General features: G+C 68.8%; 24 protein-coding genes. 9 read left to right on the top strand and 15 right to left on the bottom strand.

Annotation, left to right across the window (positions count from 1 at the left end):
- Positions 1-5: 5 nt before the first annotated feature.
- The 6 genes from AC0LPE_RS06045 to AC0LPE_RS06020 all read right to left on the bottom strand — a co-directional run bounded on the left by AC0LPE_RS06045 (position 6) and on the right by AC0LPE_RS06020 (position 8,371).
- Positions 6-3,338 carry a UvrD-helicase domain-containing protein gene (locus AC0LPE_RS06045; protein ID WP_490605799.1) on the bottom strand — a complete coding sequence of 1,111 codons (3,333 nt, stop codon included), beginning with the start codon at positions 3,336-3,338 and terminating at the stop codon, positions 6-8.
- Positions 3,339-3,352: 14 nt separating this feature from the next.
- On the bottom strand, positions 3,353-6,646 hold the full coding sequence (gene recC, locus AC0LPE_RS06040; RefSeq protein WP_490605798.1) for an exodeoxyribonuclease V subunit gamma: 3,294 nt from the start codon (positions 6,644-6,646) through the stop codon (positions 3,353-3,355).
- 129 nt (positions 6,647-6,775) lie between these two features.
- Complete coding sequence (locus AC0LPE_RS06035; protein WP_019287993.1) at positions 6,776-7,006, bottom strand: RNA-binding S4 domain-containing protein; 231 nt, start codon at positions 7,004-7,006, stop codon at positions 6,776-6,778.
- Positions 7,007-7,105: 99 nt separating this feature from the next.
- Positions 7,106-7,303, bottom strand: coding sequence for a hypothetical protein (locus AC0LPE_RS06030; RefSeq protein WP_019287992.1), 198 nt, complete (start codon positions 7,301-7,303; stop codon positions 7,106-7,108).
- 165 nt (positions 7,304-7,468) lie between these two features.
- Positions 7,469-7,969: a DUF2505 domain-containing protein gene (locus AC0LPE_RS06025; protein ID WP_490605797.1), complete on the bottom strand. Its 501-nt coding sequence runs from the start codon at positions 7,967-7,969 to the stop codon at positions 7,469-7,471.
- A 66-nt stretch (positions 7,970-8,035) separates the two neighbouring features.
- On the bottom strand, positions 8,036-8,371 hold the full coding sequence (locus AC0LPE_RS06020; protein ID WP_490605796.1) for a hypothetical protein: 336 nt from the start codon (positions 8,369-8,371) through the stop codon (positions 8,036-8,038).
- Between the two features lie 341 nt (positions 8,372-8,712).
- On the opposite strand from AC0LPE_RS06020, the gene AC0LPE_RS06015 reads away from it, so the two are divergent.
- Positions 8,713-9,672, top strand: coding sequence for a ferritin-like domain-containing protein (locus tag AC0LPE_RS06015; protein WP_490605795.1), 960 nt, complete (start codon positions 8,713-8,715; stop codon positions 9,670-9,672).
- A 210-nt stretch (positions 9,673-9,882) separates the two neighbouring features.
- Complete coding sequence (locus tag AC0LPE_RS06010; protein ID WP_490605794.1) at positions 9,883-10,596, top strand: type 1 glutamine amidotransferase domain-containing protein; 714 nt, start codon at positions 9,883-9,885, stop codon at positions 10,594-10,596.
- On the opposite strand, the gene AC0LPE_RS06005 is transcribed toward AC0LPE_RS06010, so the two are convergent.
- Together AC0LPE_RS06005 and AC0LPE_RS06000 are read right to left on the bottom strand one after the other, a co-directional pair.
- On the bottom strand, positions 10,586-11,608 hold the full coding sequence (locus tag AC0LPE_RS06005; protein WP_490605793.1) for an alpha/beta hydrolase: 1,023 nt from the start codon (positions 11,606-11,608) through the stop codon (positions 10,586-10,588). The two genes, AC0LPE_RS06010 and AC0LPE_RS06005, sit on opposite strands and share 11 nt — an antisense overlap.
- Positions 11,609-11,710: 102 nt before the next feature.
- Positions 11,711-13,414 (bottom strand): cation:proton antiporter, encoded by a 1,704-nt coding sequence (locus tag AC0LPE_RS06000; RefSeq protein WP_490605792.1) that lies wholly within the window; start codon positions 13,412-13,414, stop codon positions 11,711-11,713.
- Between the two features lie 198 nt (positions 13,415-13,612).
- On the opposite strand from AC0LPE_RS06000, the gene AC0LPE_RS05995 reads away from it, so the two are divergent.
- Positions 13,613-15,070 (top strand): benzaldehyde dehydrogenase, encoded by a 1,458-nt coding sequence (locus AC0LPE_RS05995; RefSeq protein WP_160874917.1) that lies wholly within the window; start codon positions 13,613-13,615, stop codon positions 15,068-15,070.
- 64 nt (positions 15,071-15,134) lie between these two features.
- On the opposite strand, the gene AC0LPE_RS05990 is transcribed toward AC0LPE_RS05995, so the two are convergent.
- Together AC0LPE_RS05990 and AC0LPE_RS05985 are read right to left on the bottom strand one after the other, a co-directional pair.
- A complete protein-coding gene (locus AC0LPE_RS05990) occupies positions 15,135-16,112 on the bottom strand; it encodes an FAD-dependent oxidoreductase (RefSeq protein WP_160874919.1) in 978 nt (325 codons plus the stop codon).
- Positions 16,109-16,963, bottom strand: coding sequence for a methyltransferase domain-containing protein (locus tag AC0LPE_RS05985; protein WP_160874921.1), 855 nt, complete (start codon positions 16,961-16,963; stop codon positions 16,109-16,111). The genes AC0LPE_RS05990 and AC0LPE_RS05985 overlap by 4 nt, the downstream gene beginning before the upstream one ends.
- Positions 16,964-17,011: 48 nt before the next feature.
- Here AC0LPE_RS05985 and AC0LPE_RS05980 point away from each other — a divergent pair, with 48 nt between their 5' ends.
- The gene (locus AC0LPE_RS05980; protein ID WP_160874923.1) at positions 17,012-17,596 is read left to right on the top strand and encodes a helix-turn-helix domain-containing protein; all 585 of its coding nucleotides are present in this window, start codon (positions 17,012-17,014) and stop codon (positions 17,594-17,596) included.
- A gap of 18 nt (positions 17,597-17,614) precedes the next feature.
- Here the strand turns inward: AC0LPE_RS05980 and AC0LPE_RS05975 are convergent, their stop codons facing one another.
- The 3 genes from AC0LPE_RS05975 to AC0LPE_RS05965 all read right to left on the bottom strand — a co-directional run bounded on the left by AC0LPE_RS05975 (position 17,615) and on the right by AC0LPE_RS05965 (position 19,790).
- Positions 17,615-18,103 carry an FBP domain-containing protein gene (locus AC0LPE_RS05975; RefSeq protein WP_016693916.1) on the bottom strand — a complete coding sequence of 163 codons (489 nt, stop codon included), beginning with the start codon at positions 18,101-18,103 and terminating at the stop codon, positions 17,615-17,617.
- Between the two features lie 86 nt (positions 18,104-18,189).
- Positions 18,190-19,443: a formamidase gene (fmdA, locus tag AC0LPE_RS05970; RefSeq protein WP_088896622.1), complete on the bottom strand. Its 1,254-nt coding sequence runs from the start codon at positions 19,441-19,443 to the stop codon at positions 18,190-18,192.
- Positions 19,444-19,499: 56 nt separating this feature from the next.
- A complete protein-coding gene (locus AC0LPE_RS05965) occupies positions 19,500-19,790 on the bottom strand; it encodes an FmdB family zinc ribbon protein (RefSeq protein WP_490605791.1) in 291 nt (96 codons plus the stop codon).
- 186 nt (positions 19,791-19,976) lie between these two features.
- On the opposite strand from AC0LPE_RS05965, the gene AC0LPE_RS05960 reads away from it, so the two are divergent.
- Complete coding sequence (locus tag AC0LPE_RS05960; RefSeq protein WP_088896621.1) at positions 19,977-21,413, top strand: hypothetical protein; 1,437 nt, start codon at positions 19,977-19,979, stop codon at positions 21,411-21,413.
- 25 nt (positions 21,414-21,438) lie between these two features.
- On the opposite strand, the gene map is transcribed toward AC0LPE_RS05960, so the two are convergent.
- Positions 21,439-22,218 carry a type I methionyl aminopeptidase gene (map, locus tag AC0LPE_RS05955; protein ID WP_026061509.1) on the bottom strand — a complete coding sequence of 260 codons (780 nt, stop codon included), beginning with the start codon at positions 22,216-22,218 and terminating at the stop codon, positions 21,439-21,441.
- 92 nt (positions 22,219-22,310) lie between these two features.
- Here map and AC0LPE_RS05950 point away from each other — a divergent pair, with 92 nt between their 5' ends.
- Complete coding sequence (locus tag AC0LPE_RS05950) at positions 22,311-22,577, top strand: helix-turn-helix domain-containing protein (RefSeq protein WP_016693921.1); 267 nt, start codon at positions 22,311-22,313, stop codon at positions 22,575-22,577.
- An 81-nt stretch (positions 22,578-22,658) separates the two neighbouring features.
- The gene (locus AC0LPE_RS05945) at positions 22,659-23,573 is read left to right on the top strand and encodes an Rv1352/Rv1906c domain-containing protein (protein WP_143543529.1); all 915 of its coding nucleotides are present in this window, start codon (positions 22,659-22,661) and stop codon (positions 23,571-23,573) included.
- 16 nt (positions 23,574-23,589) lie between these two features.
- On the opposite strand, the gene AC0LPE_RS05940 is transcribed toward AC0LPE_RS05945, so the two are convergent.
- Positions 23,590-24,861 carry an MFS transporter gene (locus AC0LPE_RS05940; RefSeq protein WP_490605790.1) on the bottom strand — a complete coding sequence of 424 codons (1,272 nt, stop codon included), beginning with the start codon at positions 24,859-24,861 and terminating at the stop codon, positions 23,590-23,592.
- Positions 24,862-24,986: 125 nt separating this feature from the next.
- Between AC0LPE_RS05940 and AC0LPE_RS05935 the strand changes: the two genes are divergently transcribed.
- Positions 24,987-25,268 (top strand): hypothetical protein, encoded by a 282-nt coding sequence (locus tag AC0LPE_RS05935; protein WP_160874933.1) that lies wholly within the window; start codon positions 24,987-24,989, stop codon positions 25,266-25,268.
- A 71-nt stretch (positions 25,269-25,339) separates the two neighbouring features.
- A complete protein-coding gene (locus AC0LPE_RS05930; protein ID WP_088896616.1) occupies positions 25,340-26,314 on the top strand; it encodes a pseudouridine synthase in 975 nt (324 codons plus the stop codon).
- The last annotated feature ends 42 nt before the right edge of the window (positions 26,315-26,356 follow it).

Here is a 26,356-nt window from a genome sequence, read left to right as displayed (position 1 = left end):
CTCGATCACGAGATCACGGCCTTTCCGGCGAGGAGGTCGGACAGGTCGATGACGAGGTCGGCCGGCGGATGCCAGTCGAACACCCCGCTACCGGGTGGACTGTCCGGTCCGGCCATGCCGCGGACGAACAGGTACTGCACGCCACCGAGGTGGACGTGCGGGTCGTAGTCGCGCATCCGCCACCGCAGATAGCGGTGCAGGGCAACGGAATAGAGCAGAGCCTGCATCGGATAGTGGGCACGGAGCATCTCCGCCGCCATCGACTCACGGGTGTAGTGGGCGGTGGTCAGTTCGTCGACGGGCGCGAGCCGGTTGGTCTTGTAGTCGACGACGACGAATCTCGGACCGTCGATGCGCAGCACGGCGTCGATACTGCCGTTGAGGTAACCCCGCAGCGGCACGGGTTCGAGGGTGCGCACCAGATCGGCGTAGGCCGCCATCGGATCGTCGGCGGGCAGGTGCCGGCGCAGCAACCCGCCGACCGCGTCGAGGGTGACGGTGACGGGCACCGGGCTGTCGCCTCCGGTGAGCGGCAACTCGAAGTCGAGCTCGGAGAGCCGGTCGGACGGAGTGAAGTCGGCGAGGGTCCGGCCGAGCGGCCCGAGCGGGGTGCGCATCACCGGGAGCAACGCCGCCGCGAGCTGGGCGGAATCGATCGGCGACATCTGGCGGCGCACCGTCTCGCGGCAGCAGTCGAGCAGTTCGGCTTCCAGGTCGGGGGCGGAGGTGTCGACGACCTCGAGGACGGCGTGCACCAACGTGCCGAAGACCGTGCCGCCGGGCAGTCCGTTCATCGGTGACGGAATGCCTTCGCGCGCCGGTTCCGTTGCGCTCAGCGGAGGCTCGGCCGGCTCGTCGGTCGTCACCGGTTCCTCCACCTCACCGCTCATCACTGGCGCATCGTGCACTGAGGCGGTGAGCGCCGAATAGGAGGTCCTGCGCCAGTTCTCGTCGACGACCCGATCGAAGCGCGCGGCGGCGAGAGGGCCGGTCTCCACGCGGGGGCGGGTCCAGCGCAACACCGGAATCGGATGCGATCCCACCGCTTCGGCGGCGATGACCCCGTCGGCGCGCGCGGCCCACCGGTCGAATTCCTCGGCCATGGCCTCGTCGTGGCCGATCCGGCCTTCTGCGGTGACCTCCGCCGAACCGGGGTCGCGGGCGAACAGCAACCGGTGCAGCGGCGACCGTGAGGTGGGAGTGGACGGCGCCCACCAGAGGGTGAGCGCACACTGCGCGCGCGTCACCGCGACGTACAGCAGGCGCAGTTCCTCCCCCGCCTCCTCGAGTTCGTGCTGACGCCGCCGCGCGACGTAACCGGGACCGCTCTTGCCGCCCACATCGAGGATGCGTCGGCCGTTCTCGTGCAGCAGCAGCTTGTCGGGCTCGGGGTTCTTTGCGGCATCCCACCCGTACGGGACGTGGACGACGGGGAACTCGAGTCCCTTGCTGCCGTGCACGGTGAGGATCTGGACCGCCGCGGCGTCGCTGTCGAGGCGCCGGATCCGGTCGGCCCCACCGCGGTCGGGGTCGTTGATGCGATCCTCGAGCCAGCGGGTGAGCGCGGCCGGCCCCAGCGACTGCGCCGAGGCGACATCCTCGAGCAGTTGTGCGACGTGCCGGATGTCGGTGAGGGTGCGTTCCCCGGACGGCTCGTCGAGGAGGCGGGCCTCGACCGAACCGAAGGACGCGAGGCGTTCGAAGACGGCAGCGAATCCGGTGCGGGCGTAGACGTCGTTCAGTTCGCGGAGCAGTCCGCCGACCTCCACGACCAGCGCTTCGCCCTCCGAATCGATGTCGGTCATCGTGCGGCCGAGCAGCGGGGTGAGCGCGGCGAGCCGGACGCGATCGGCGCGATGGGGCTGCTCGAGCGCGTAGAGCATCCACAGCCAGTGCTGTGCGGACGGGGTGGCGAACACACTCGTACCCCCGGCGACCACGCACGGCACGTTCGCCTTCGTCAGCGCGTCGTGGACGAGTGTCACCTGCTTGTGCTTGCGCACGAGGACGGCGATGTGCCCGGGGCGTACGCGCTCGGGGCCGGAACCGAGGTCGACGGTGACGTTCTCGTCGTCGAGCAGGCGCACGATGTCGGCCGCGACGTCGCGGGCGACCCGCCCGCGCAGGCCGTCGAGGTTCTGCGGGAAACCCCAGTCGTTGAGCGGACCTGCGCCGGCACGGGGCAGGTGACGCACCCGCAGGGGCGCGATGCCCGAGAGCCGGGAATCGGCGGACGCCGCCTTCACCGGGTTCACCACGATGCGGGGATCACCGAGGGACGCACCGAGATGGACGTGTTCGAGCGCCCGGACGAGATCGCCGTCGCTGCGCCAGTTGGTGGTCAGCTCGCAGTAGGTGTCGGATTCGGAGACGGCGTCGAGATAGCTGAGCACCTCGGCGCCGCGGAAGGCGTAGATGGCCTGTTTCGGGTCGCCGACAAGCACGAGCGTGCGGTGCCCGTGGAACGCCCGGCGCAGGATCTCCCACTGCTTGGGGTCGGTGTCCTGGAACTCGTCGACGAGGACGACGGAGAAGCGCGCACGCATCCGCCGGCAGGCGGCGTCGCCGTGCTCCGGATCGCCGAGCACCGCGTGCAGCAGGGACAACTGGTCGTCGAAGTCGCGCAGTCCGAGCAGGCGCTTGCGTCGTTCGACCTCCTCGCGGACCGCACGTGCGAACTCCACGCGCTCACCGGCCGCGGTGCCGTCGGCGTCGTCCGGTGCGAGTTCGGCCTGCGGGTCGAAGATCGCCTCCTTCGCGGCGACGGCCGCCTCGGCGTAGGTGATGGGGGCCTGTCCCCTGCCGTAGCGCCGCAGGTAGAGATCGGCGACGACCTCCACCCGCAGGTCGTCGACGTCCTCGACGACCGTGACGTCGGGTTCGCGTTCGCCGGCGATGCCGAGTTCGTCGAGCATGCGACGGCAGAAACCGTGCGTGGTGGAGATGGTGCCGGAGTCGAAGTCGGACAACGCCTGTCGCAGCCGGGCCCGCCGCGCGTCGACGTCCTCGCTCGCGAGATGACGGACGAGCATGTCGTTGCTCGCCCGTGCACCGTCGGGATCGGCGAGGGCGGTGGCGACCTGCGCGAACCGGTTCCGGGTGCGTTCACGCAGTTCCTGCGTCGCGGCCCGGCTGAAGGTGACGAGCAGCAGGTCGGACAGGCGGGCGTGTCCTTCGGCGACGAACCGGGTGGCGAGCCCGACGATCGCGTAGGTCTTTCCCGTTCCCGCGCTGGCCTCGAGTACGGTGGTGCCGCTCGGGAGCGGGCCGAGCAGATCGAAGCCGGCCGGCGGCGGACCGCCCGCGGCTCGCGGATCGGTGATGGCGGTATCGGGCACGCTGCGTCCTTCTCTCACGGGCGTCCCTGGTTCTCGGAGGCGAGCAGGGGTTCCCACAACCGTCGGGCGAGCACACCGAAACGGGTGGGGTCGTCGAACCAGCCGGCCTCCACGCCGTCCGGCGCGTCGGCGGTGAGCCGACCGAGCGTCACATCGGGTCCGTACAGATAGTGCACGTGACGGTCCCTGCCGTCGCCGAACGCGCCACCGAACGCCTTCCCGGCGGCCGACAGTGCCATCTCCACGGAATCACCGCGGTGGCGGCGATCGGCGTACTCGGCCGACGCACCCGTCACGAGCGGCAGCGGCCGGCACAGTCCGCGGTCGCGCAGATCGACGAGTGCGGCGAGCAGCGCGACGGGATCGGCGGGAGCCAGAAGGGTCGAGCGCCAGGCCGGATACGAGCGCGAGCGGCTGCGTCCTGTGGTCACCGCACGCCACTGCCCGGGATGACCCGAGGCGACGACGGCGAGCAACCGGATCCATGCTTCCAGCCGGTGCTTCGGGGACAGCTTGGAATACGTGCTGCGGGCGAGTACCTCGCCGTGCACACCTCCGACGGTGCCGGTGAGCCGACGACCGTCGCCGAGATCGACGCGGATGTCGACGGTGCGGGCCTGCCCGGTGTGCACACCGGCACAGGCGTGCACGAGGCGCTCGACGTTGTCGCTCACCGCGTCGAGGGTCCTGCGGCCGAGCGCGAACGGCGGGAGCGTGCCGCGACGCCACTCCGCGTCCTGGAAGGCACCCGCGGACATGCCCGCCAACCGCGCTTCGAGCATGCGGTCGCCCAACTGCCACTGGGCGAGACCGTCGAGCTCGACGTCGAGTGCGTCGGCGATGCCTTCGTCGGTGTCGGGGATCCGCAGACCGAGCCGCTGCCGGAGGAAGCCCTGCGTCGGATGTGTCAGGAAGGAGACGAGTTCGTCGAGATCGACGTCGGTGCGTGCCGGGGCCGGAAGGCCGTCGACGAGAAGTGCACCCGATCGATCGCGTGCCACCGAACCTCCTTGCCCTGCACGGGCTCCCGCGAGTGCGGTGACACCGAACCCGAACGGGTCGTCGGCCCGGAAGTTGCGCGGGTCGAAGGGCTGCAAGGGATGTCGCCGCACGATGCGCTCGTCGTCGACGTCGACGCCCGTCATCGTCGCCACCACGTCGCGCACCTCGGTGAGCGGAATCGCCGGTGGGCGCAGGGCTCCGGTGACGGCGTCGGCGCCGGTGTGGAACAACAGCACACGCTCCTCCGCGGCCATCAGTGCGTCGAGGAGCAGCTGCCGGTCCTCGCTGCGCGGATCACGCTCTCCGACACAGGGATTCTGGGTCAGGACGTCGTCGCCGTCGATGTGGGCCGTGCGGGGGAAGACGTCGTCGTCGAGACCGAGGAGAACCACCACGCGATGGGGCACCGAGCGCATCGGCACCATCGTGCACACGGTCAGTTCGCCGGTCCGGAAGTTCGAACGCGACGGACGCCCCGCGAGCCGGGAGGAGAGCATGGACCGGACGTCGCTCAGGGACAACTGCGTGTCGCCGGCGTGCTCGACGGCGTCGCCGATCTCGCGCCGCGCGCGGGTGAGCTGCCATGCGTCGGCGGTGGGAACGTCGGTGAGCAGATCGATGCCGTAACCGAGTTCGTCCGACCACCGCCCCGCCGGATGCGGGCCGCGCAGCCGGAGCAGCACCACCGTCAGCCGGTCGATGAACTCGGCGAACCGCCCGGCGAGGTCGATGTCGTTGCTGTCGACGTCGTCGAGAGGCAGCGACAGCGACAGCCACTCCCCGTCCGCTCCGTCGGCGGCGACACCGAGCAGGATGCGATCGAGTGCCGCCCCGAAGGTGTTCTGCATGAAGTCGCCGAGACCGAAGCTCTTGCGCTGCCACGGGCCGAGACCCCAGCGGGCACCGGTCTCGGTGGTCCACTCCTGCAGGCGTTCGAGTTCGTCGTCGTCGAATCCGAACTTGCGGCGCACCGGGGCGGAGGCGGCGAGATCGAGGACCTCGCTGGCGGTGACCCGGCCGTCGGCGAGCGCGAGCAGTTCGGACACCACCGCGAGGATCGGATCGGTGCGGCGCAGGCCGCGATCGGCGAGACGAACCCGCAGCGTGTGGCCGGGATGCTCGCCGACCCCGGCACCGAAGGCGGCGTGGACGAGCGGCGCGTACGTCTCGACGTCGGGGCACATGACGATCACGTCGCGCGGTTCGAGAGTGGGGTCGTCGCGGAAGAGGTGCAGCAGGCACTCGCGGAGCACCTCGACCTGCCGGGTGGGTCCGTGGCAGGCGTGGATCATCACGGTGCCGTCGGGCTCGGCCGATCCGGGTTCGGGGGCGCGATCGTCGCGGAGATCGGCCTGCAACCGGCCGAGGAGCGTCGCCGGCGGCTGGGGTGAGGTGTGCGGAACATCGGTGCAGTCGAGGCCGGAGAGCCGGCTCTGGAGTTCGCGCACATCGCGGCCGAGCGCGGCGAGCAACGGGTGCTGCACCCCGAGAGCGCTGTCGTCGTCGGCGCGACGCATCGACGCCGGGCGCCGGGTCAGTCCGTCCCACATCACCGGGCTCGGGTGCGGAAACCAGATGTGCACGTCGCGGTGGTGTCCGAGCGCGGACAGCACCTCGACGAGAACGGTGTCGAGGCGGGTGGGACCGAAGATGGAGAGTCGTTCGGGCAGTTCGACGACGTCGGGGTCGTCCCGCAACCGGCCGCACAGTTCGTCGAGTCGCTGCGACGGGCTGTCGACGCCGATGCGGGCGCGCAGGCGCCGCCACAACTCGGCCTGCCATCGCAGATGATCGTCGAGGGGCGCGCCCGTGCCGTCGGTGTCGTGCCCCGCCGCCCACTGGGCGATCATCCCGGGGCGCTGGAGTCCGTAACTGCGGAGCAGGCCGGCGAGATGCGCTGCGGTGGCGTACCGGCGCCCGGCCCGGTGGTCGTCGGCGCCGTGACCGAGATGCCGCGCGAGGGCGGCGCACCACGGTTCGCCGACGCACTCGTCGATCACCCCGAGCAGCGACCACAGCATGCGGGAGGGATGCCACGGATCGTCGTCGGCGGTGATGCCGGAGGCTGCGGCGAGTGCTTCGTCGACGAGACGGGACGGGGACGGGAAGTCGATGTTGGCGGCCACCCCGTCGCCGGCGGAGGAACCGAGCAGGCCCGACAACCGTTGGGTGAGCCATCTTTCGACGCCGCGCGCGGGCACCGCGACGACCTCCCGCGCGAACGGGTCGTCGAGGGGCTTCGCGAGCACCTCGGCCAGCGCATCCACCAGGATGCCGGTGCGCTCGGCACGGTGCAGTATCAGCACGCGTCGCTCCCCCTCGTCGTCGCTCGTTCCCGTCCGGTACGGCTTATCACACCGCCCGGACAGGCGACTGCGTCGCAGGTCGCGAGTGCTCCGTGCCGGAGGTTGCGGGCGCTCCGTGCGACGGACGAGCTACAGGACGGGACGAACCCCGCCGGGAGAGACTCCGAAGACCGCCATCGATCGCGTACCCGCGATCGAGACGACGTCCCCGGCACGAAGTGGAGTACGGGGACTGCGGACCTGGCGATGATTGACGCGGACGAGACCTTCCATGAGCAGCGCCGCCGCTTCACCGCCCGAGCCGGCCAGTCCGCTCTCCTGGAGGAAACCGAACAGGGAGTCGCGCACGAGTGCCTCCATGACACCTACGGTCCCCTCCGGAGGCGACGATGCCTCCTCACACGGGGTCCGTGCGGGTGCACATCCGATGAACACACGGCGAACACCGGCGGCCGGGATTCAGGTCTCGGTCGAGATATCGAACAACGACAACTGGTTCCTCGTCATCTCGGCAGTGATATCCGCGCGGTAGCGCTCCCCCAGATTCTGTGCGACATGGGCAGGGCAACCGAGTTCGCTGCCGATCTGCTCCCAGGTGTATCCGGCCTCGCGGCGTTCCCACGCGTAGCCGCCGTCCTCGTCCCACGGCATCGACATGATCCGATGGTGGCCCGGGTCACACCCCTCTTCAACGACCCGCCCCGGTGTGTCGCCGACCGATCCGTCCGGAACGACGATGCCGCCGCACCTCGGAAGAGGAACGGCGGCATCGGAACAGATGACCCGTCGACCGGGAGCCGATCGATCGGGCGACCCCGCGAGTCAGTTCTCGGTGAGCCACTTGTCGATGTCGGTCCGATCGTTCTGGACGATGTTCTCGACGAGCTGGACGATCAGACCCTCGATCTGCCCGCCGACGACGGGGACCTTGACGGTGGCCTCGCCACGCACCTCGATCTCGGTACCGCCGGCCGCGTTGCCCCGCAGTTCCGAACGGGCCGCGATCGTGATCGGCAGTCCCGACGTGCTGCCGGCGAGCGTTCCCTGCGCCGTACCGCCCTCGAGTCCGCCCCACTCGTCGGTGCGCTCGATGATCAGAGGTCCTCGCACCACGCCCCGGACGACCGCGGGCAGAGCAGAGGTGTCGATCTGGTCGGAGACCTTCGCGCGGAAGGTTCCGGGACCGGAGCCGACCTCGAGCTGCCCCACGCCGGTCTGGCTCGCAGCCAGTCGGCTGTTCCAGAAGTCCTCGCTGGTCAAAGCGCCGTGGACGCGTTCGACGCTGTGGTTGAGCGTGGACGTGAAAACGAATTCCTTGGACATGACCGGAGACGATATCCTCCCGCCCGGATCTGGACGAAACGGGCCTACCGGTGTCGTTCTGCCACGTCAGAGAACAGCGACGAGAGTCGCCGCCGCTCCTCCGACGACACCCGCCAGAGCGAGCCCGGCCGCCAAGGATCCTGCGACCACCGCGGCGGCTGCGAATCCGCACACGGCGAGAACGATGAACATCAACAGGCCTGCGATTGGGTGCTCGAGCAGAGCCGGCATCTCCTCCGTCACCGGAGGGTCCACCTCCCTCGACGCCACGTCGGCCGCCTGCGGGGCCTCGACGGGCCGCGCGTCGATCGTCTGCGCCGGAGTCTCGGCCGACTGCGACGGAGCAACCGTCGCCGGAGCGGTGATCACGTCCGTGGGCATGACGGGTGCTGCCGTGGTCATCGTGTCGTCCCCGCTTTCCTTTGTGCTGCTTGCGGCCGTCTCACGGTCGCCGATCACCTGAGGAGTCAGGCGGACCGCGTCTCGTCCCGGCCTCGATCTCTCACGTCAAGGTGTGCTCCGAAGTTTCCCCGCGAGTAACCGGCTCAAACCGAGACCCGTGCGACTCGCGTGCGCCGAGTGGTCACTGCAGCAACGAACCCGACCAGAGGGTGTGTTATGGATCACATAGACGTTAGCAGTTACGGGGGTCGGGTAGCCGACAGTTGTCACGTCATTTCTCGATGGATGTGAATTCGTCGGTAGATCACCGACTCTTCCAGTGCGAAGGAGGCGAACGCACGATGACCGAGAACCGAACTCCCGCGTTGCTCACCCAGTTGCGCACTCTCCACGAACTGACCCATGCAGAGACCCAGGTCGCCGAAACGCGTGTCGCGCAGGCCCGAACCGAAGCGGTACGCAAGGAGCTGACCGAGAACGCCGAGAACTGCCGCATCCGTGCGGTGGCGATCGAAGAGGCGATCCGCGATCTGGGCGGACTTCCCGATGTGGTCGGGCCGTTCATCGGCCGCGCCGCCATCATGGTGAAGACCCTCACCGAGCAGGCGCAGCCGTTCGACGAAGCACTGCTGTCCGACCTCGCCCTCGAACATCAGCTCCTCGACCGTGCCCGCTACGTGAAGGCACTGGCCACCGCGGGCGGACACAAGTCGATCGTGTCGCTGGCGGACCGTCTGATCACAGCTCACACGGCGACGGTCGAGTGGCTCACCACCGTCATCGCGGAGGAGGCGCTCGGCGGTCCTGCCGCTCTGCGTCGCACTCCCCTGCAGGCCGCGGCCGGCGCAGCGGTGCGCCTGGTCAACACGCCGGTCACCTGGTCGGCTCGCAGCATCGATCGAGCGATCGACGTCGCCCGCTCGACGCGTCCCCGTATCGAGTCGCTGCTCTCGCGCGGCGCACACGCCGGTGACGTCGCGGCCAAGACCATCGGTGCCTCGCGCGATGCGGCTCTCGAGACGGCCGAGCGCGTGAGCCGTCGTGAAGGTGCCGACGGCACCGCCGACGCTCTGCACAAGGCACGCAGCGCCTCGGGTGTCCTCACCGAGGAGGAGCTGCCGATCCGGGACTACGACGATCTCACCGTCCCGAAGGCCGTGGCGGCGGTCAAGGAACTGACCGAGCCGGCGGACATCCGGGCGATCGTCGCCTACGAGGAAGCACACAAGGCACGACACGGCGTGGTCTCCGCGGCCCAGACCCGTCTGGCCGCGATCGCGCAGGAGGTGGTCGGCGTCTGATCCGCCGCCTCTCCAGTTCCGTCACACGATCGCCGGGTCCCTCGAGGGCCCGGCGATCGTCGTCACTGTCGCGGGCCCGGCGACCGTCGTCACTGTCGCGGGCCCGGCGACCGTCGTCACTGTCGCGGACCCGGCGACCGTCGTCACCGCCGGTGTCGGTCCCGCTCACAGCGGGTACCCGGCCTCTGCGTTCATCAGAGAGGACACACCATGACCCGCATCCTGTTCGTCGTCAGCTCCGCCGATCATTGGACGTTGCAGGACGGCACCCGCCACCCCACCGGATTCTGGGCGGAGGAGCTCGTCGAGCCGTACACCGTCTTCGACGAAGCCGGATACGACATCACCGTCGCCACCCCCGGCGGTCGCACGCCGGTCGTGGACCAGGCCAGCCTCGAACCCGACGCCGCCGGCGGAGAGGACCGCGTGGCCGACCTGAAGGCATCGCTCGAGAAGCTGCAACCGGTGCTGGCCGGTGCGGCAGTGCTCGAGGATCAGCGTGCCGAGGACTTCGATCTGCTGTTCGTACCCGGCGGCCACGCTCCGATGGAGGATCTCGCCGTCGACGAGCGGTTCGGTGAACTCGTCCGGCACTTCGTCGAGGCCGACAAGGTGGTGGCGATGGTGTGCCACGCCCCCGCCGCCCTGCTGCCCGCCCACGGCTCCGGTGGCCGCTGGTTGTTCGAGGGTTACCGGTTGACGTCCTTCACGAACATCGAGGAGGTCCAGGCCGGGTTGGCCGACAAGGCGCCCTGGCTGCTGCAGGACCGCCTCCAGGAGGCCGGTGCCGTCTTCTCGTCCGCAGGTGCGTGGGAACCGTACGTCGTGGTCGACCGCGTCCTGTACACGGGCCAGAACCCGGCTTCCTCGCGGCCGCTCGCCGAACGCGTCGTCGCCGAGGTGCCCGCGCGCGCTACGTCGTGACCTTGCGGACGAAATCGATCGTCCGCTCGAGCGCGGCACGCGCATCCGGTGTCGACAGATCGAACTGGTACTCGTGTGCCAGTTCCGGTGTGTGATCGTCCGGATAGAACAACGCATCCACCTGCACACCCAGTCCGGTGAGCCGCTGCGCGAGCCTCTCGGACTGGGTGGCGGTGAGCGGATCGGCGTTGCCACCCGAGATGTAGGTGGCGGGGAAATTCTCGGTGACCGAGTCCAGGACCGACATCTGCCGCGCCGCATCCGACGAGGCGAAGTCGCGAGCACCGGTGTAGGCCCACATCGCCTGTTCGACACCCCATCCGATCAGCCCGCCGCCCCCGCCGAGTGCGGACACGTCGTAGATGCCGCAATTGAGCACCACGCCGCGGACCTGGTCCGGGGTGAAGGCCGGGTCGACACCGAGAGCCTCGGCGTAGTCGGTGTCGGTGATCGCCGCGGCGATCTGGGCGGACAACTGCGCCCCGGCCGAGTCACCGGCGAGCACGATCCGGTCGGTGTCGATGTGCAGTTCGTCGGCGTGCTCGAGCAGGTAGCGCTGCGCATCGACGAGTTGCCGCACCGGGGTCGGATAGCGATGGCCCGGTGCGAGCGAGTAACCGACCGACACCACGGTGAATCCGGCAGCCGCGAGACGCCGGTAGTAGCCCGCGTAGTTGGTGCGGTTGCCCGACAGCCACGCGCCGCCGTGCGTCCACACGATCGTCGGTAGCGCCTCGGTGGTCCCCGGCGGTGTGTACACGTCGAGGTAGGCGTCCGGGTCGTCCTCCCGATAGTGGAGGTCGGCGACGAAGTCCGTCTCCGGAGCGCCCACCGCGAGCTTTGCGGTCTGCTCCCGCGCGTCGCGTTCGAACACCTTCCGCACCACCAGTGATCCCGGCACGGGGGTGAGGACGAACGCCGCCGCCACGACGACGAGCACCACGACGAAGACGATCAGGATCCATCGACCGACACGCCGACGCGGCGCTCTGTCCGTACTGCCCTCCGACACCTGTCACTCCTGCCCGGTCACGATGCGCCCGGGTGGATCCGGACCGAACGATCATGTCAAACAGTGCGGCGGGATGCGGGTTCTCGGGCGCGGGGTCGACCGTCAGGGCTGTTCGCTCAGCGCCTGCAATCGGGTCTCCTCGAGGTCGAGGCGGCGCTGGGCCGCACCGAGTGTCTGCGAACTGTAGGTACCGCGCGCCCGGGCCTCGAGCAGGGCCCCACGTTCGGCCGCGATGGTGAGCAACCGCAGCCGGATGTACTGCTCGCGCCGTTCGTCGTGGTCGGGATCCGGCGACGACGCGCCGCGTTCGTCCCGCACGCCGATCAGACTGTCCGCCCGGACCCGCTCCACGGTCTGCGGATCGACTCCGGACGACGACCCGGTGAGCTCCTCCTCCCCCGCGTCAGCCAGCTCGGCGAGCAGCGTGCCGTATTCGGTCCGGAGGCGTTCCTGGTCGTCGGCCGGGATCTTCACGAGCCGGATCACCGCCGGCAGTGTCAGACCCTGCAGCAGCAGTGTGGTCATGGCGACGACGAAGGCGATGAGGATCAGTTCGGCGCGGAAGGGTGTGTCGCTGGGGAGCGACTGGGCCGCTGCCAGTGTGATGGCCCCGCGCATCCCGGACCATGCGAGCACCACCCCGCCGCGCCATCCCAGTTTCTCCGTGACGAGGAAGTCCGCATCGGCAGTGGCACGGTCGAACCGTCGTCCGATGTATGCCCTCCGGCGGGAGGGAACGTCGGCGTCGGCGAAGCGCTGCGCGATCCTCTCGCGGCGCTGTTCGAGCACCGGGAGCGCTTCCGCCGCTTTCCGCTCGTCCCGTTTGAGGACGGCGACGAGCGGGACGACGAAGAACATACGCACCGCGATGACGAACGCGCTGGCGACGAGTCCGATGAGCAGCCCCTCCGTGGTCGACAGTCTCGCCTCGTCGACCTCGTCGAGGAGATGTTCGAGGCTCAGACCCATGAGCAGGAAGATCGCCGATTCGAGCAGGAAGGCGACGGTCCGCCAGTTGACCTCCTCCGCGACGCGGTCCGCGGCGCGCAGGTATTTCGGGCCGAGATGTCCCGTGACGACCCCGGCGACGACCACTGCCAGCACGCCGGAGGCTCCGAGTTCCTCCGCGGGTACGAAGGCGACGAACGGCAGGATGAACGACGCGGCGGTGTTGAACACCGCGTCCTGGAACAGACCTCGGATGCGGACGTTGACGAGCCCGACGACGATGCCGATGACCGTGGCGACCACGACCGAGTAGAAGAAGTCCCCGGCGACCTGCCACAGCGAGACCGCTCCTGCCATCGCGGCGATCGCCGAGCGCAGCAGGACCAGCGCCGACGCGTCGTTGACGAGACCTTCGCCCTCGAGCACGGTGAGCAGGCGTGACGGCAGACCGAGCCGGCGGCCCACGGAGGTGGCCGCGACGGCATCGGTGGGGCTGACGACGGCGCCCAGCGCGAAGCACGCGGCCCATCCGAGATCCGGGATGAGCAGGTGGAACAGCACTCCCGCACCCGCCGTGGTCACGACGACGAGGAGTACCGCGAGTCCGCTGATGGCCTTGAAGTTCCGGCGGAAGTCCTGGGCCGGCATGCTCAGCGCGGCCGAGTACAACAGGGGCGGAAGGATGACGGTGAGAACCAGTTCCGGCTCGATCTCCACATCGGGGACACCCGGGACGAAGCTGAGCACCGCCCCGACCACCACCAGACCGAGCGGCGCCGCTACTCCGAGGCGTTGCGAGAACGCCGCGACGCTCACGATGCCGGCGATGCCGACCACTGCCATGAGAACCAGATCCATTCGGATCATTGTGCTCGCTCACGACCCGTCGACCGTGGACCGGCTCGAGTGGGGTTCGTCGCGGTCGGGCGTATATCTCGGGCTTTCTCGTTCAATGAGAAGGTCGATCCTCCGGGTCGTCATCGCTCCCAGACTCGTGGGACACATCGGTGTCCCACGCGCGCGCGGGACGGCGACGACCATGCTGAGGAGAACCCTATGGCCTTGCTCGACGAAGCCCTGTGGACGGGAAAGATCCATCTCGACGGCTGGCGCCCCGGCAACGGCGGCACCACGAAGGTCACCAACCCCTCGACCGGGGAACAGATCGCCGAGATCGGTCTGGCCGACCCGGACGACGTCTACGCCGCCGCCCGCGCTGCTGCCACCGCGCAGAAGTCCTGGGCCGCCACCGCACCGTCCGAGCGTGCGGAGATCCTCCGCCGCGCCGGCGAGAAGTTCCGCGAGCACGCCGACGAACTCATCGGCTGGGGTCTCCGGGAGGCCGGGTCCATCCCGGACAAGGCCGCGATGGAGGTGTTCGGTTCCGCCACCGAGTGCTTCGAGGCGTCGGCGCTGCCCACCCACCCGCACGGTGAGTACCTGCCGTCGGACAACGGTCACTGGTCCATCGCGCGCCGCCTGCCCGCCGGCGTCGTCTCGGTGATCGCCCCGTTCAACTTCCCGTTGCTGCTCGCGATGCGCTCGGTCGCCCCGGCCCTCGCTCTCGGCAATGCGGTGCTGCTCAAGCCGGATCCGCGGACCAGCGTCATCGGCGGTGTCGCGGTGGCCCGGATCTTCGAGGAGGCCGGGCTTCCCGCCGGTGTGCTGCAGGTGCTGCCCGGTGGCGGTGACGTCGGCGCCGCGACCGTCGACGCTCCCGAGGTGCGGGTGGTCTCGTTCACCGGATCCACCGCCGCCGGACGCCACGTCGGCAAGGCCGGCGCGGAGCAGCTCAAGCGCACCCACCTCGAACTCGGTGGCAACAACGCGATGATCGTGCTCCCCGGCGCCGACGTCGACCTCGCTGCCGGTGTCGGAGCGATGGGATCGTTCTTCCACCAGGGCCAGATCTGCATGACCACCGGCCGGCATCTGGTGCACGAATCCGTCTACGACGACTACGTGCGTGCCCTCGCCGCGAAGGCGGATGCGCTCGTCGTGGGCGATCCCGCGGGCGGCCCGGTGCACCTGGGCCCGATCATCGACGAGCGTCAGCTGGCGAACATCGACACGATCGTGCAGGACACCGTGGCCGCGGGTGGCACTCTCGCTGCCGGCGGCACGCACGAGGGGTTGTTCTACCGGCCCACCGTCCTGACCGATCTGACCACCGAGATGCCCGCCTGGGGCCAGGAGATCTTCGGTCCCGTCGCACCGGTGCTGAAGTTCTCCGACGCGGACGAGGCCGTCGAACTGGCCAATGCGTCCGAGTACGGCCTGTCGGTGAGCATCGTCGGCGATGTGGGGCAGGCGATGAAGATCGCCGACAGGATCCACTCGGGCAAGATCCACATCAACGAGATGACCGTTGCCGACGAGGCCAACGCTCCCTTCGGTGGGGTCGGGGCATCCGGTACCGGTTCCCGCTTCGGCGGTCCGGCCGCGAACATCGAGGCGTTCACCGAGACCCAGTGGGTCACGGTACGTCCCGACATCGCGCCCTACCCGTTCTGACGCAGATCGCGAATCGGCCGGGCGAGCATGTGCTCGCCCGGCCGTTCTCGTATGCCTGACAAGGCTATTCGGCGAAGGTGAGTCCGCGGGCGGCTCGTTCCTCCACCGCCGCAGCCGTTTCCTCCGCGATGAGGTCGGCGTTCACGGCCGCCCCTGTCATCACGCCGGTCCCCGCAGCGACCACGACCACCGCGGAGAGGTCGGCGGAGTTGCCCGCCGCCCACACACCGGGCAGCGCGGTCTTCCCCGTCGGGTCGGTCTCGATGAGGGTGCCCACGGGATGGTCGGTGACCGTTCCGCCGAGCTGCTCGTAGAGGTCGGCACGGGCGACGAAACGCGGTGCGACCACCACGGCGTCGACATCGACCTCGGTGCCGTCCTCGAGCACCACGGCACGGACCTCGTCGCCGTCCGCTCGCAGTTCTGTGACGGCGCCCTCGACGATCCGCACGTCGCGCGCCTCGAGCTGGTCGCGGGCCTCGCTCTCCAGGGCGGGCGCCGAGTGGGTGAAGAAGGTGACGTCGTCACTGAGCTGACGGAACAACAGGGTCTGGTGCACGCTCATCGGCCCCGAGGAGATCACGCCGATGCGCCGGTCCCGGACCTCCCAGCCGTGGCAGTAGGGGCAGTGCAGGACAGACTTGCCCCACAGTTCGCGGACTCCGGGCAGGTCGGGCAGCTCGTCGACCAGGCCCGTCGCGAGGATCAGCCGACGTGCCTGCACAGTGGTGCCGCCGGAGAGACCGATCTCGAATCCCGTGTCGCTGCGACGAGCGGATTCTGCTCGTGCGGACAGGATCTCGGCGCCGTATCCGGCGGCCTCCTTCCGACCGAGAGCCAGCAGTTCGGTCGGCGCGATGCCTTCGTGCCCGAGCACATTGTGCGCGGCCGAGGCAGGGGCGTTGCGCGGTTCACCGGCGTCGACGACGAGCACCGAGCGGCGCGAGCGTGCCAGCGCGGTGGCGGCACTCAGTCCGGCCGAGCCGCCGCCGATCACGACGACGTCGTAACCGTCCTGCGTGGGATTCTCCTGGGTGTTCATCGGTTCTCCTCCTTGATTGCCTGTGCGATCCACACGGTTCGGGATCCACGCACCACCAGATCTGCCCGGTGCAGCACCGACTCGGGGCCGTCGCCGACGAGCCGATCGAGCGTGTCGAGATCCTCGTCGGACACGGCATTGTCGAGGCCGGTGCGCATCCGGCTCAGCACCGCGTGGGCGTATCGGCGTGCAGTGTCGTCGACGTCGACTCCGAGTTCGTCGCGGCGCATCTCGACCATCCCGAATCCGGCGCGACGCAGGTTGTCGCTCCAGTCGGGCCACCTGTTCCACCCTCGGGACGCTGCGGCCTCGTGGCATCTCGTTTCGAGTCCCGGCGTACCGATACCGATGTCGTCGGGCAGGAATCGTGGTTGCGACTCCATCTCGGTGACGACCACCGTCCCACCAGGTGTCATCGCCTCGGCGAGTTGCCGGAGCGTCGCGTCCGGATCCTCGATGTGGTGCAGGGACAGTGCCGCCCAGGCGAGGTCGATCGCACCGACGGCCGGAAGTCCTGCATCGAGATCCGCTTCGACGGTCCGGATCCGATCGCCGAACCCGGTGTGCTCGGCGGTGTTCCGGATCCGTTCGAGCATCCCGGCGGATCGGTCGAGGGCGACGAGTTGCGCGTCGGGGAACCGGCGGGCCAGGGCGAGTGTTCCCGTGCCCGTCCCCGCGCCGATGTCGACGATGGTGCGAGGCGCCCGGTCGAGCTGTCCGGCGACCCGGTCGAGCAACGACTCGAAATAAGGCCGGTGCATCGCGGCGTCGAGGTCGAGGACCTCGGCCATCGACTCGTCGCGCGCGTGGTCGTGTACGGCGTGGCGTCCGTGATGGGCGTGGTGGTGCATGACTCCACGCTAGAACGCGTCATCCAGTTTCGGCATACACTCTTGCCTATGGAGCAAGAATCGTCCGATCTGGACCAACTCATCCGCCAGCGCATCCGCAGCCTGCGGCTCGCGCAGGGGTGGACCCTCGACGCTCTCGCAGCCCGGTGCCACATCAGCCCGTCGAACCTGAGCCGCATCGAGACGGGTCGTCGCAGGATCGCGCTCGACCAGCTCGTCCCCATCGCGCGGGCACTCGACACCACGATCGACCAGCTCGTCGAATCCGGCGAGGACCAGGACGTAGTGATCAGACCCCAGCCGTGCGACACCCCCGGGTACACGACCTGGCTGTTGTCGCGGGAACGATCACTGGGCGGCGTCACCATCGCCAAGATGCGGATCACGAAGCAGGAGCCGGTGCCGGCCGACACGCTCCCGGTGCACCCGGGGCACGAATGGTTCACCGTCCTGACCGGCACGGCCCGGCTCCAGCTCGGCGAGCGGACGATCCTCATCCAGGAGGGCAACGCCGCCGAGTTCTCGACGATGACACCGCACGCGATCAGCGCGCACGACGGGCCGGTGGAGATCCTCACGATCCTCGATCACAACGGGGAGCGTGCGCACCTGCGCAACCCCGGATCGCGCTGAAGCCGCCGGGTTCATCGATCAGGCGTACAGGCGGTCGACGAACGCCCGGAGATTCTCGCGGACGCGTTCGGCCTTCTCCTCCGGCTCGAGATCCTCGCGGTACCGGCTTCCCAGTGCGGGCTTCTTCTTGCCGCGTGCGTACAGCGAACACTGCAGGTCGATGCACATGTACGTTCCGACCGCGTTGCCCGCTCGACCCGCATCGCCGACCTTGTTCGCCGTCATCAGCGCGATGCCACCCCGGGTGTGGGTGGTGAGGCAGATGGTGCACATCTGCGTCTTGCCCGAGCCCTGCTGTTCGAACCGCATGGCGACACCGACGAGTTCGCCGTCGCGAGGGACGACGATGTAGCCGCGTCCGGGGAACGACGGGTCGGTCCAGCCGAGGAAGTCGAGTTCGTCCCACGGCCGGTCGTCGAGATCGCGCGGCACCGGAAGCCGCTTCGCATCACCCTTGGAGCAGTTGACGAAGGATGTTCGAATGTCCCGTTCGGTGAGCGGGTCCATGGCCGGAACCACCTTTCGTTCGCGTATGTACCGACCCGAGGACGGTACGCGCCCCGCTCACACCGGACAAACGATTTTCGCGGCGCTCACGCCGGCGAACGCGGCGCGCCGATACCCGGATCGATCGTCACCGGACCGGATGCGGTGGGCGCGACCGGGAAGTCGAAGATCGCCGTCGGAAGGTACACCGTGGCACACGAATTCGGGATGTCCACGACACCCGACAAGCGACCCTCGATGGGTGCAGCCCCGAGCAGGAGATACGCCTGCTCGGGGCTGTAGCCGAATTTCGTCAGGTAGTCGATGGCGTGCAGACACGCCCGCTGGTATGCCAATTGCGAATCCAGATACCGCTGCTCGCCGTCGAGTGTCACGGACGTGCCGGAGAACGCGAGCCACTCGGAGTACTGCGGGTCGGTGTTGCCCGGCATGAAGATGGCGTTCTCGCTCACCCCGTAGGTCTCCATACCTCCGGGGATCAGGTCGACGCGCAGGTCGATGAACCCGCCCATCTCGATGGCGCCGCAGAAGGTGATCTCGCCGTCACCCTGGGAGAAGTGCAGGTCGCCGACCGAGAGATTCGCACCGTCGACGAAGACCGGATAGAAGATCCGGCTTCCCTTCGTGAGGTTCTTGATGTCCTGGTTGCCGCCGTTCTCCCGCGGCGGAGCGGTGCGTGCCGCTTCGGCCGCGACCCGGTCGAAATCGGCGCCCGACAGGCTGCCGAGAATCGCGCCGTTCGGCTCGGGCGGCAGCGCCAGCGCCGGTTCACGGTCGGGATCCGTCGCGATCAGCGCGGCTTCCCGGGTGTTCCACGTCGACAGCAGTTCGTGCGACGGCGCCGTCCCCATCAGGCCGGGATGCACGATGCCGGTGAACGACACGTGGGGCACGTGGCGGCTCGTCGCCTTCTGCCCGGAGAAGTCCCAGATCGCCTTGTAGGCGTCGGGGAACTGGTCGGTGAGGAATCCCCCGCCGTTCGTCTTCGCGAAGATGCCGGTGTAACCCCAGCCCTGTCCGGCGAGCGGACCCGAGTCCTCCTGCGGGATCGGGCCGATGTCGAGGATGTCGACGATCAGCAGGTCGCCGGGCTTCGCCCCTTCCACCGCGAACGGTCCCGACAACGCGTGCACGATGTGCAGCGGGGCATTGCGGATGTCGTCGGCGGAATCGTCGTTGTGGATCTCGCCGTCGAACCATTCGCGGCAGTGCACGCGGAAGGAATCCCCCGGTTTCAGCGTCGCGACGGGCGGGATGTCGGGGTGCCACCGGTTGTGGCCGATCTTCTCCTGATCGGTGAACCGGCGGGTCGAATCGAGGGGGAACACGACGTCGGGCACGGGACCTCCTGCAGCGGTGACGGATCAGGGACTGTGACGATCGGGGACGGTGTCGGTCAGGGTCGGGGTAACGATCGGTGCCGGGGATCGGTGGACACCGGCCGCGACGGACGCCTCGACGCTCCCGGCAGGGCGCCCGAGACGACGTCGGGTTCGGACGCGGTCCGCGCCGTCGCGTCGTGCAGACGCATCGCCACCGAACCGCCCCGGCCGAGACGGGGCGCGGTGAGCGAACGACGAGCCTGCTGCGCACACTGCGGGCACGGCGTCGACGAGGAGACCTCGCTCATCGGAAGGGAGACGTCGAACGGCCCGCAGTCGGCACATCGGAACTCGTACAGCGGCATCGGCATCGCCTTTCGCCCGTCGGTGCACCGACCATAACGGACCGAACGGCAATTCGCGGGCCGACACCGAACGTCGCGGGGAACGAATGCGGGCGGAAACCGGCGACAGAAGTCGGCACATGTCAGAATTGCCGGGTTCGAGGTTCGGGGCAACACGCGTCGATCCATCATTCGGCGGAGGTACGCGTGAGAACCATTCGATCCGACGACGGCTGTTCGAGATCCCGCCGCACCCGCGCCGCGATCGGCGCGATTCCGGCAGCCGCCCTCCTTCTCGCGGCCGGATGCTCCACCGCCGGGTCGTCGAACGAACCCGACACGGTCCGTGTCGAGTCCGTCGCCGCCGGAGACATCTTCGATGCCCCGCATTCGCTCACGGTGCGTCCGGGAACGTCCGAGCTGTGGGTGACCAATTCCGGAAACGATTCCCTGACCGTGGTCGACCTCGCCGAACCCGGGTCGGCCCGGCAGCTGCGAGACGGCTACGGAGAGCATTTCACCGCTCGCCCGTCGGGTATCGCATTCGACGAGGACGGGGATTTCTTCGCGGTCTCGAACAATTCCAACAACGAGGTCCGCGATATCGAGTTCGTCCTCAACCCCGAACGGAATTCGCATTTCAAGGGGAACAATTTCATGGGTCCGACCTTGTTCTCCGCAGAGACGTTCGCGCTTGCCGGGCAGAACAAGCAGTATCTCGACGACTGGCCCCAGCCGGGCATCAGTCACGATCCGCCGGACGATGTTCCCAGGCATCAATGCCCGGCCGAGTACTGGTCGGATTCGACCGCTCGCTGCGTCTGGCCCCGCCAGGGCAGCCATCTCGACATGCTCCACGGCAACCCGCTGAGCACCGGCATCACCCACGACCACGCCAATGCCTACTTCGTCCTGGACGGGTGTGGGGCGCGCGACGACACGAACACATGTCGCGGACCCGGACACGTGGCGCGTGTCGATTTCAACCGCGATCACCAGGAGGGCAACGGCTTTCACGGGGATGCCGTGACAACGCGATACGTGGATCTACCGTACGAGCGGGTGGACGGCGTGCCCAGCGGCATGTTCCTCCACGACGGCTGGGTGTACTACTCCGATACAGGGGCAGGGGTCGTCCGGCGCTTCCGACCCGACAGTGGCCGATACGAGCTGATGGTCGACAACTGGAACGACTCGCCCGCCGGCCACGGTGAACAGGGACCCGGCGTCATCGACTGGAGCCACATCGAGAACGGCCCCGGCGACGGCGACGATCCCGAGACGGTGGCAGCGTGGGTCGAACGTCGCGGCAACCACGAGGCCATCGCGGGAGCGGGCGACCGCTGGATCCGGCCGATGGAGACCCTGTCCGAGTATTCCTATGTGTGGGAAGCGACCCGCGAGGACGTCACCGCTCCGGATGTGATCGGCCGCCCGGCCGGTCTTGCTGCCGGCGACGATTCGTGGTTCGTCTCCGACCACTCATCCGGTCGCATTCTCGAGTTCGCGTGGGACGGCACCCCGCGCCGCGTCTTCGAGACGGGCAGGTCCGGAGTGACGGGTCTCGCGACGACATCCGACGGGCAGTCGTTGTACTTCGCGGACAGCGAATCCGACGGGATCTACCGGATCGATCTCACCTGATCACCCGATCCGCGACGGGGTCGGATCATTCCGTGACACGCTCCCGCTTCGTCAGCACCAGCGGTTCACCCTCGGTGATCGCGATCGTGTGTTCGCTGTGCGCGGTACGCGAGCCGTCGGCGGAGCGGATGGTCCAGCCGTCCGGGTCGTAGACGATCTTGTCCGTCCCCGCCGCGAACCACGGCTCGAGGGCGAGTGTCAGGCCGGGACGCAGCACGAGTCCGCGGCCCTTGCGTCCGGCGTTCGCCACGTGCGGATCCTCGTGCATGGTGCGACCGAGTCCGTGACCGCCGAATTCGGTGTTGACGGGGTAGCCGTACTCGGCGGCGACGGCGCCGATCGCTGCAGAGATGTCGCCCAGGCGATTGCCGGGGAGCGCGGCGGCGATACCCGCGGCCAGCGCCACCTCGGTCGCCTCGACGAGATGCCGGTCCTCGGGACGCTCCGCGCCGACGATGATGCTGCGCGCCGAATCGGCGACCCAGCCGTCGATCGAGACGGCGATGTCCATGCTGAGCAGGTCGCCGTCCCGGAGCACGTAGTCGTGCGGGAGTCCGTGCAGCACTGCGTCGTTGACGGACAGGCAGATTACGTTGCGGAACGGTCCGCTCCCGAACGACGGCGCGTAGTCCCAGTAGCACGAGACTGCGCCGCGTTCCTCGATCATGTCCCGTGCGCGCTGTTCGAGATCGAGCAGGTTCACGCCGGGCCGGGCGCGGCCCGTCAGGTCGTCGAGCAGTTCGGCGATGAACGTGCCGGTGACGTCCATTGCCGCGATCTCACCGGGGGTCTTCAGTTCCAGCACGGGGGTACTCCTCAGGATCACATAACGGTATTTAAATACCACCCTAACGCGGTGATCGGTATTTTCATACCGACACGGCTAGACTGCGGGTCATGGTGCGACTCCCCCTGACCCCGGAACAGCTGGCCGCCGGCAAACGCCTGGGCGGACGGCTGCGCGAAGCCCGAGGCAGCAGGACGCTCACCGAGGTGGCCCGGGCCGCCGACATCTCGCCGGAGACCCTTCGGAAGATCGAGACCGGACGACTGGCGACGCCGGCCTTCGCAACGATCGCCGCCCTCGCACGGGTGCTGCCCGTCTCCCTCGACGATCTCGCCGAACTGGCCCTTCCCTGCACCGACCTGCAGCGCACCGGATAGCCCCGCCCCGCGTGACGTAACAGCGGGAGACATCGGCAGCGATATCAGGAGGCACACCACCGCGACAGCGAAGGGACCCCGATGTCGATGCAGCCTCCGCCGGACGGATACGGCTACGGCTACGGCGCTCCCCCGCCACCCTGGCCCACCCCGACCCCGCCGCGACGACCGAAGTGGCCGTGGCTCGTGGGCGGTGCCCTGCTCGTCGCCGTCGTCGCCGCGGTCGCCGCTCTGGTCGTCGTCCTGACCCGCTCATCCGATCCGGGATCGGAGAGCGCCGTCGCCGCGAGTCCGTCCCCGTCGACCGTGACGGTCACCGCGTCGCCGTCTGCTGCCCCACGAGCGGAAGCGGATCCGCCCGCCCCGCGAGCACAGGCGAGTCGGTCCGCCGCTCCGAGCGGCTTCCCGGCCAACGGCACCCTGAAGGTCGGGGTGGACATCGCACCCGGCGAATACGCGCTACGCCCGACGGATTCGCTCGGTGGTTACTGGGAGCGGCTGTCGTGCCTGACCGGCGACTTCGAGTGCATCACGGCCAACAGCATCGTGCAGGGCAACAGCTACGTCACTGTGCTTCCGGGCGACGTGGCCCTGCGGATCGAGGACCTCGAACTCACGGCGACCGGCAATCCCGCGCCCGCGACCGGACCCGCACGTCCACTTCCGCCCGTGTCGGCCTCCGAGGACACCGACCCCCAGGGTTTCGTCGGCATCCCCGAGGCGCGGTGCAACCACACGAATCCCGCTGTCACCATCGGACAGACGGCCGACTCACTCGTCGTGGTGTGCGAGACCGGGGCCGGGCGGTACTACTACAAGGGCGTCCGTACGAACGACGGGGCGGCGATCGAGATCGACGATCCCGTGCCCTCGGGCGACGGTTTCACCGCCACGAACGCCGGTGTGCAGTACAGCATCTCGTCGAGTGCCCTCGTCATCTCCGAGGGGTCGACGGTGCTCGCCGAGGAGCCGATGCTGCAGTACTGGTCGCGGTGATCGGCAGTACCCGTGATCACCGGGGACGCGAGACCGCCTGACCCGCGCCGCTCCGCCACACACCGTGCACCCCGCTCGGTCCGATGCCCCGATCGAGCGCGAGCAACAGGACGGCACATCCGATTCCCGACAACACCAGGCTCGTGCCGAACAGCGCGGGATAACCGAAGACGTCTCCGACCACACCGGCGGTGAATCCCGCGATGCCCTGCACGACGACGATCGCGCACGCGAGCAGGGTGTAGTCGCTGCCGGCGTGGTCCCTGTCCGCGGCGTCCATCATGAGCGTGAACACCGCGACCGTCGCGGCACCGCCGAGGATGTGTTCGGCCAGGCTCGCGGAGACGATGAGCCCGAACCCGCCGTAGCCGAGCGACGCGACGACGTACAAGGCGAGGCTCGCCGTCTGGGTGACGCCACCGATCAGCAGGGCCTGCCGGCGACCACGACGGAAGCACAGCCACCCGCCGAGCGCGGCGCCGCCGAGAGCGCCTGCCGAGGACAGCACGCCCTTGACCAGCGCGATCTGCCCGAGGGTGAGTCCGGAGTCGGACATGAACGGGCCCACCATCGCCGACCCCATCGAGTCACCGAACTTGAAGCCCCCGATGAGCAGGATGAACGCGAGCATGCCGGGGCGGCGCAGACGCGCCCACCACGCGACCGTCATGCGGGTCGCGCTTCTCGGCTCCCGATCCGGCGTGGCCGCTCGCTCCGTGCGCGGCAGTCGCCACACCGGGATCGTCGTCAGCACCAGCAGGAACGCCATCGCGAGGAACAGGCTGCGCCAGCCCGCGAGGGAGAACACCCACAGCAGCGCTCCCCCACCGACGATCATCCCGATGCGGTACGCGCCGACCTGGATACCGTTCCCCAGCCCGCGCTGTGTCGGTCCGAGCAGTTCCACGGCCAGACCGTCCGTCGCGACGTCCTGTGTGGCCGAGAGGGCGTTGACCACCGCGATGCCGACGAGCAACCACCGCAGCGTCGACGACAGATCGAGGCACGCCAGGATCAACGACACCGCCGACGCCGCGAGCTGGAGCGAGAGCAGCCACTGCCGCCGCGTTCCGTAGTGGTCGACGTACGGCGCCCACAGGAACTTCAGCGCCCACGGCGCGAACAGCACACCCGTCGCGCTGATCGCGATCAGCGAGAAGCCCGACTCGCGGAGCACCACCGGAAGCGCCTGGGTGAAGAACCCGTACGGCAGGCCCTGCGCGAAGTACAGAGCGGCAAGCAGCGCGAGCGTGCCGGTCGGGATGCCGAGCCGGGCCGGTGCAGTCATGCGGACATGGTGGCAGAACGGTGCCGACCGTCCCCGACGAGCATCGGCGAAACGGGGTGTCGGTCCGCGGCGATACAGTCGGCGAAACAGACGAAAGCGGCACCCGCTTCTCCGGAGAGGACGTGATGAGGGAGTTCCTGGGGTTCTTCGCCCTCCTGCTCGTGATCGGTTTCGTCGTCTCCTATTGGAAGGTCCTGCTCGGCATCCTGGTGATCGCGGCCGTCGGAGCCGTCGCCTGGTTCGTTCTGAAGTACCTGCTCGAACAGCAGCGCGAGGCACGCGCCCGGGACGCCGCACGCGCCCAGGAGCTGACGCACAACGCCGCAGCCCAGCATCACAGCTACCTGCAAGGATTCGACCACGGCATCTACGGCAACTATCCGCCCGTGGATCTCGACAAGCTCTGATCGCGCCGTCGCTCTCCGATCGCACAGTCGCCCATCACCGAGGCGCAGCTCACGTCGCGGCCGATGGGAGGATGGTGCCCGTGCCGATGCCCTCACCGTTGCCCGTCAGGAACGGGGTCGGGGCCACGCGACTGCGTGTTCCGACCTCCGGTCCGTGGTCGACGGTCGCCGAGTACGTCGTCGCACGATTCGACCATCTCGACCCCGACGATCTCTATCGCCGCTTCGACGCCGGCGAGATCGTGGGGATCGACGGAGAACCGATCGGCCGTAGCACGGTGCTCGGAGCGCACCGGTTCGTCTGGTACTACCGCGATCTGCCCGTCGAGGAACCGGTGCCGTTCCACGAGGAGATCCTGCATATCGACGACGACCTCGTCGTGGTCGACAAACCGCATTTTCTTCCGACGACTCCGGGCGGGCGCTACCTGCGCGAATCGGCACTGGTCCGGCTGCGGACCCGTCTCGACAACCCGGATCTGACACCGATCCACCGGCTCGACCGGGCGACCGCCGGGTTGGTGATGTTCTCGGCCCGGCCCGAAACGCGCGGTGCCTACCAGTCGCTGTTCGAGAAGCGGAAGGTCACCAAGGTGTACGAGGCGGTGTCCGCACTGCCGGCGGAATGGGATCCGGCAGCGCCGGAGATCGCCGGACGTCCGGTCCCCGTGCTGTACCGCAATCACATCGAGGCGCGGCGCGGTGAGTTGCGCGTGGTCGTCGACGACACCCGCGAACCCAACTCCGAGACGCTGATCGAGGTGCTCGGATCCGGGGTGAGCGGGTCGGGACGGGCCGTCCTGCACACTCTGTTGCGCCCGCACACGGGTCGGATGCATCAGCTGCGCGTGCATCTGGCGGCGCTCGGTATCGGGATCCTCGGCGACCACTGGTATCCCGTCCTGCTGCCCGAGACGCCGGACGACCATTCGCTTCCCCTCCAATTGCTCGCGCGGGAACTCGAATTCGTCGACCCCTTGTCGGGGGACGAGCGTCGCTTTTCCACCCGGCGCAGCCTGGCCGAAGCACCGACCACGCAGGACTGAGTGCGCCCGAGCGGATCCTGGTCGATCCTCCGAAAACTCCGA

Source organism: Rhodococcus sp. S3, from assembly GCF_058211795.1.
The sequence above is the reverse complement of the archived record's forward strand: the minus strand, read 5'-3'. Positions and strand labels throughout refer to the sequence as shown.

Excerpts from the sequence above, each read along its gene's own strand:
- AC0LPE_RS06025 (WP_490605797.1), bottom strand. The coding sequence starts at position 7,969 with ATGTCCAAGGAATTCGTTTTCACGTCCACGCTCAACCACAGCGTCGAA.
- AC0LPE_RS05985 (WP_160874921.1), bottom strand. The coding sequence starts at position 16,963 with ATGCACCACCACGCCCATCACGGACGCCACGCCGTACACGACCACGCG.
- AC0LPE_RS05950 (WP_016693921.1), top strand. The coding sequence starts at position 22,311 with ATGGTGCGACTCCCCCTGACCCCGGAACAGCTGGCCGCCGGCAAACGC.
- AC0LPE_RS05995 (WP_160874917.1), top strand. The coding sequence starts at position 13,613 with ATGGCCTTGCTCGACGAAGCCCTGTGGACGGGAAAGATCCATCTCGAC.
- AC0LPE_RS06030 (WP_019287992.1), bottom strand. The coding sequence starts at position 7,303 with ATGTCGATGCCGTGGGACGAGGACGGCGGCTACGCGTGGGAACGCCGC.
- AC0LPE_RS06020 (WP_490605796.1), bottom strand. The coding sequence starts at position 8,371 with ATGACCACGGCAGCACCCGTCATGCCCACGGACGTGATCACCGCTCCG.
- AC0LPE_RS06000 (WP_490605792.1), bottom strand. The coding sequence starts at position 13,414 with ATGGATCTGGTTCTCATGGCAGTGGTCGGCATCGCCGGCATCGTGAGC.
- AC0LPE_RS05975 (WP_016693916.1), bottom strand. The coding sequence starts at position 18,103 with ATGGACCCGCTCACCGAACGGGACATTCGAACATCCTTCGTCAACTGC.
- AC0LPE_RS05940 (WP_490605790.1), bottom strand. The coding sequence starts at position 24,861 with ATGACTGCACCGGCCCGGCTCGGCATCCCGACCGGCACGCTCGCGCTG.
- AC0LPE_RS06035 (WP_019287993.1), bottom strand. The coding sequence starts at position 7,006 with ATGGAGGCACTCGTGCGCGACTCCCTGTTCGGTTTCCTCCAGGAGAGC.
- AC0LPE_RS06010 (WP_490605794.1), top strand. The coding sequence starts at position 9,883 with ATGACCCGCATCCTGTTCGTCGTCAGCTCCGCCGATCATTGGACGTTG.
- AC0LPE_RS05990 (WP_160874919.1), bottom strand. The coding sequence starts at position 16,112 with ATGAACACCCAGGAGAATCCCACGCAGGACGGTTACGACGTCGTCGTG.
- AC0LPE_RS05980 (WP_160874923.1), top strand. The coding sequence starts at position 17,012 with ATGGAGCAAGAATCGTCCGATCTGGACCAACTCATCCGCCAGCGCATC.
- AC0LPE_RS05965 (WP_490605791.1), bottom strand. The coding sequence starts at position 19,790 with ATGCCGCTGTACGAGTTCCGATGTGCCGACTGCGGGCCGTTCGACGTC.
- AC0LPE_RS05935 (WP_160874933.1), top strand. The coding sequence starts at position 24,987 with ATGAGGGAGTTCCTGGGGTTCTTCGCCCTCCTGCTCGTGATCGGTTTC.
- AC0LPE_RS06015 (WP_490605795.1), top strand. The coding sequence starts at position 8,713 with ATGACCGAGAACCGAACTCCCGCGTTGCTCACCCAGTTGCGCACTCTC.
- AC0LPE_RS05945 (WP_143543529.1), top strand. The coding sequence starts at position 22,659 with ATGTCGATGCAGCCTCCGCCGGACGGATACGGCTACGGCTACGGCGCT.
- AC0LPE_RS05930 (WP_088896616.1), top strand. The coding sequence starts at position 25,340 with ATGGTGCCCGTGCCGATGCCCTCACCGTTGCCCGTCAGGAACGGGGTC.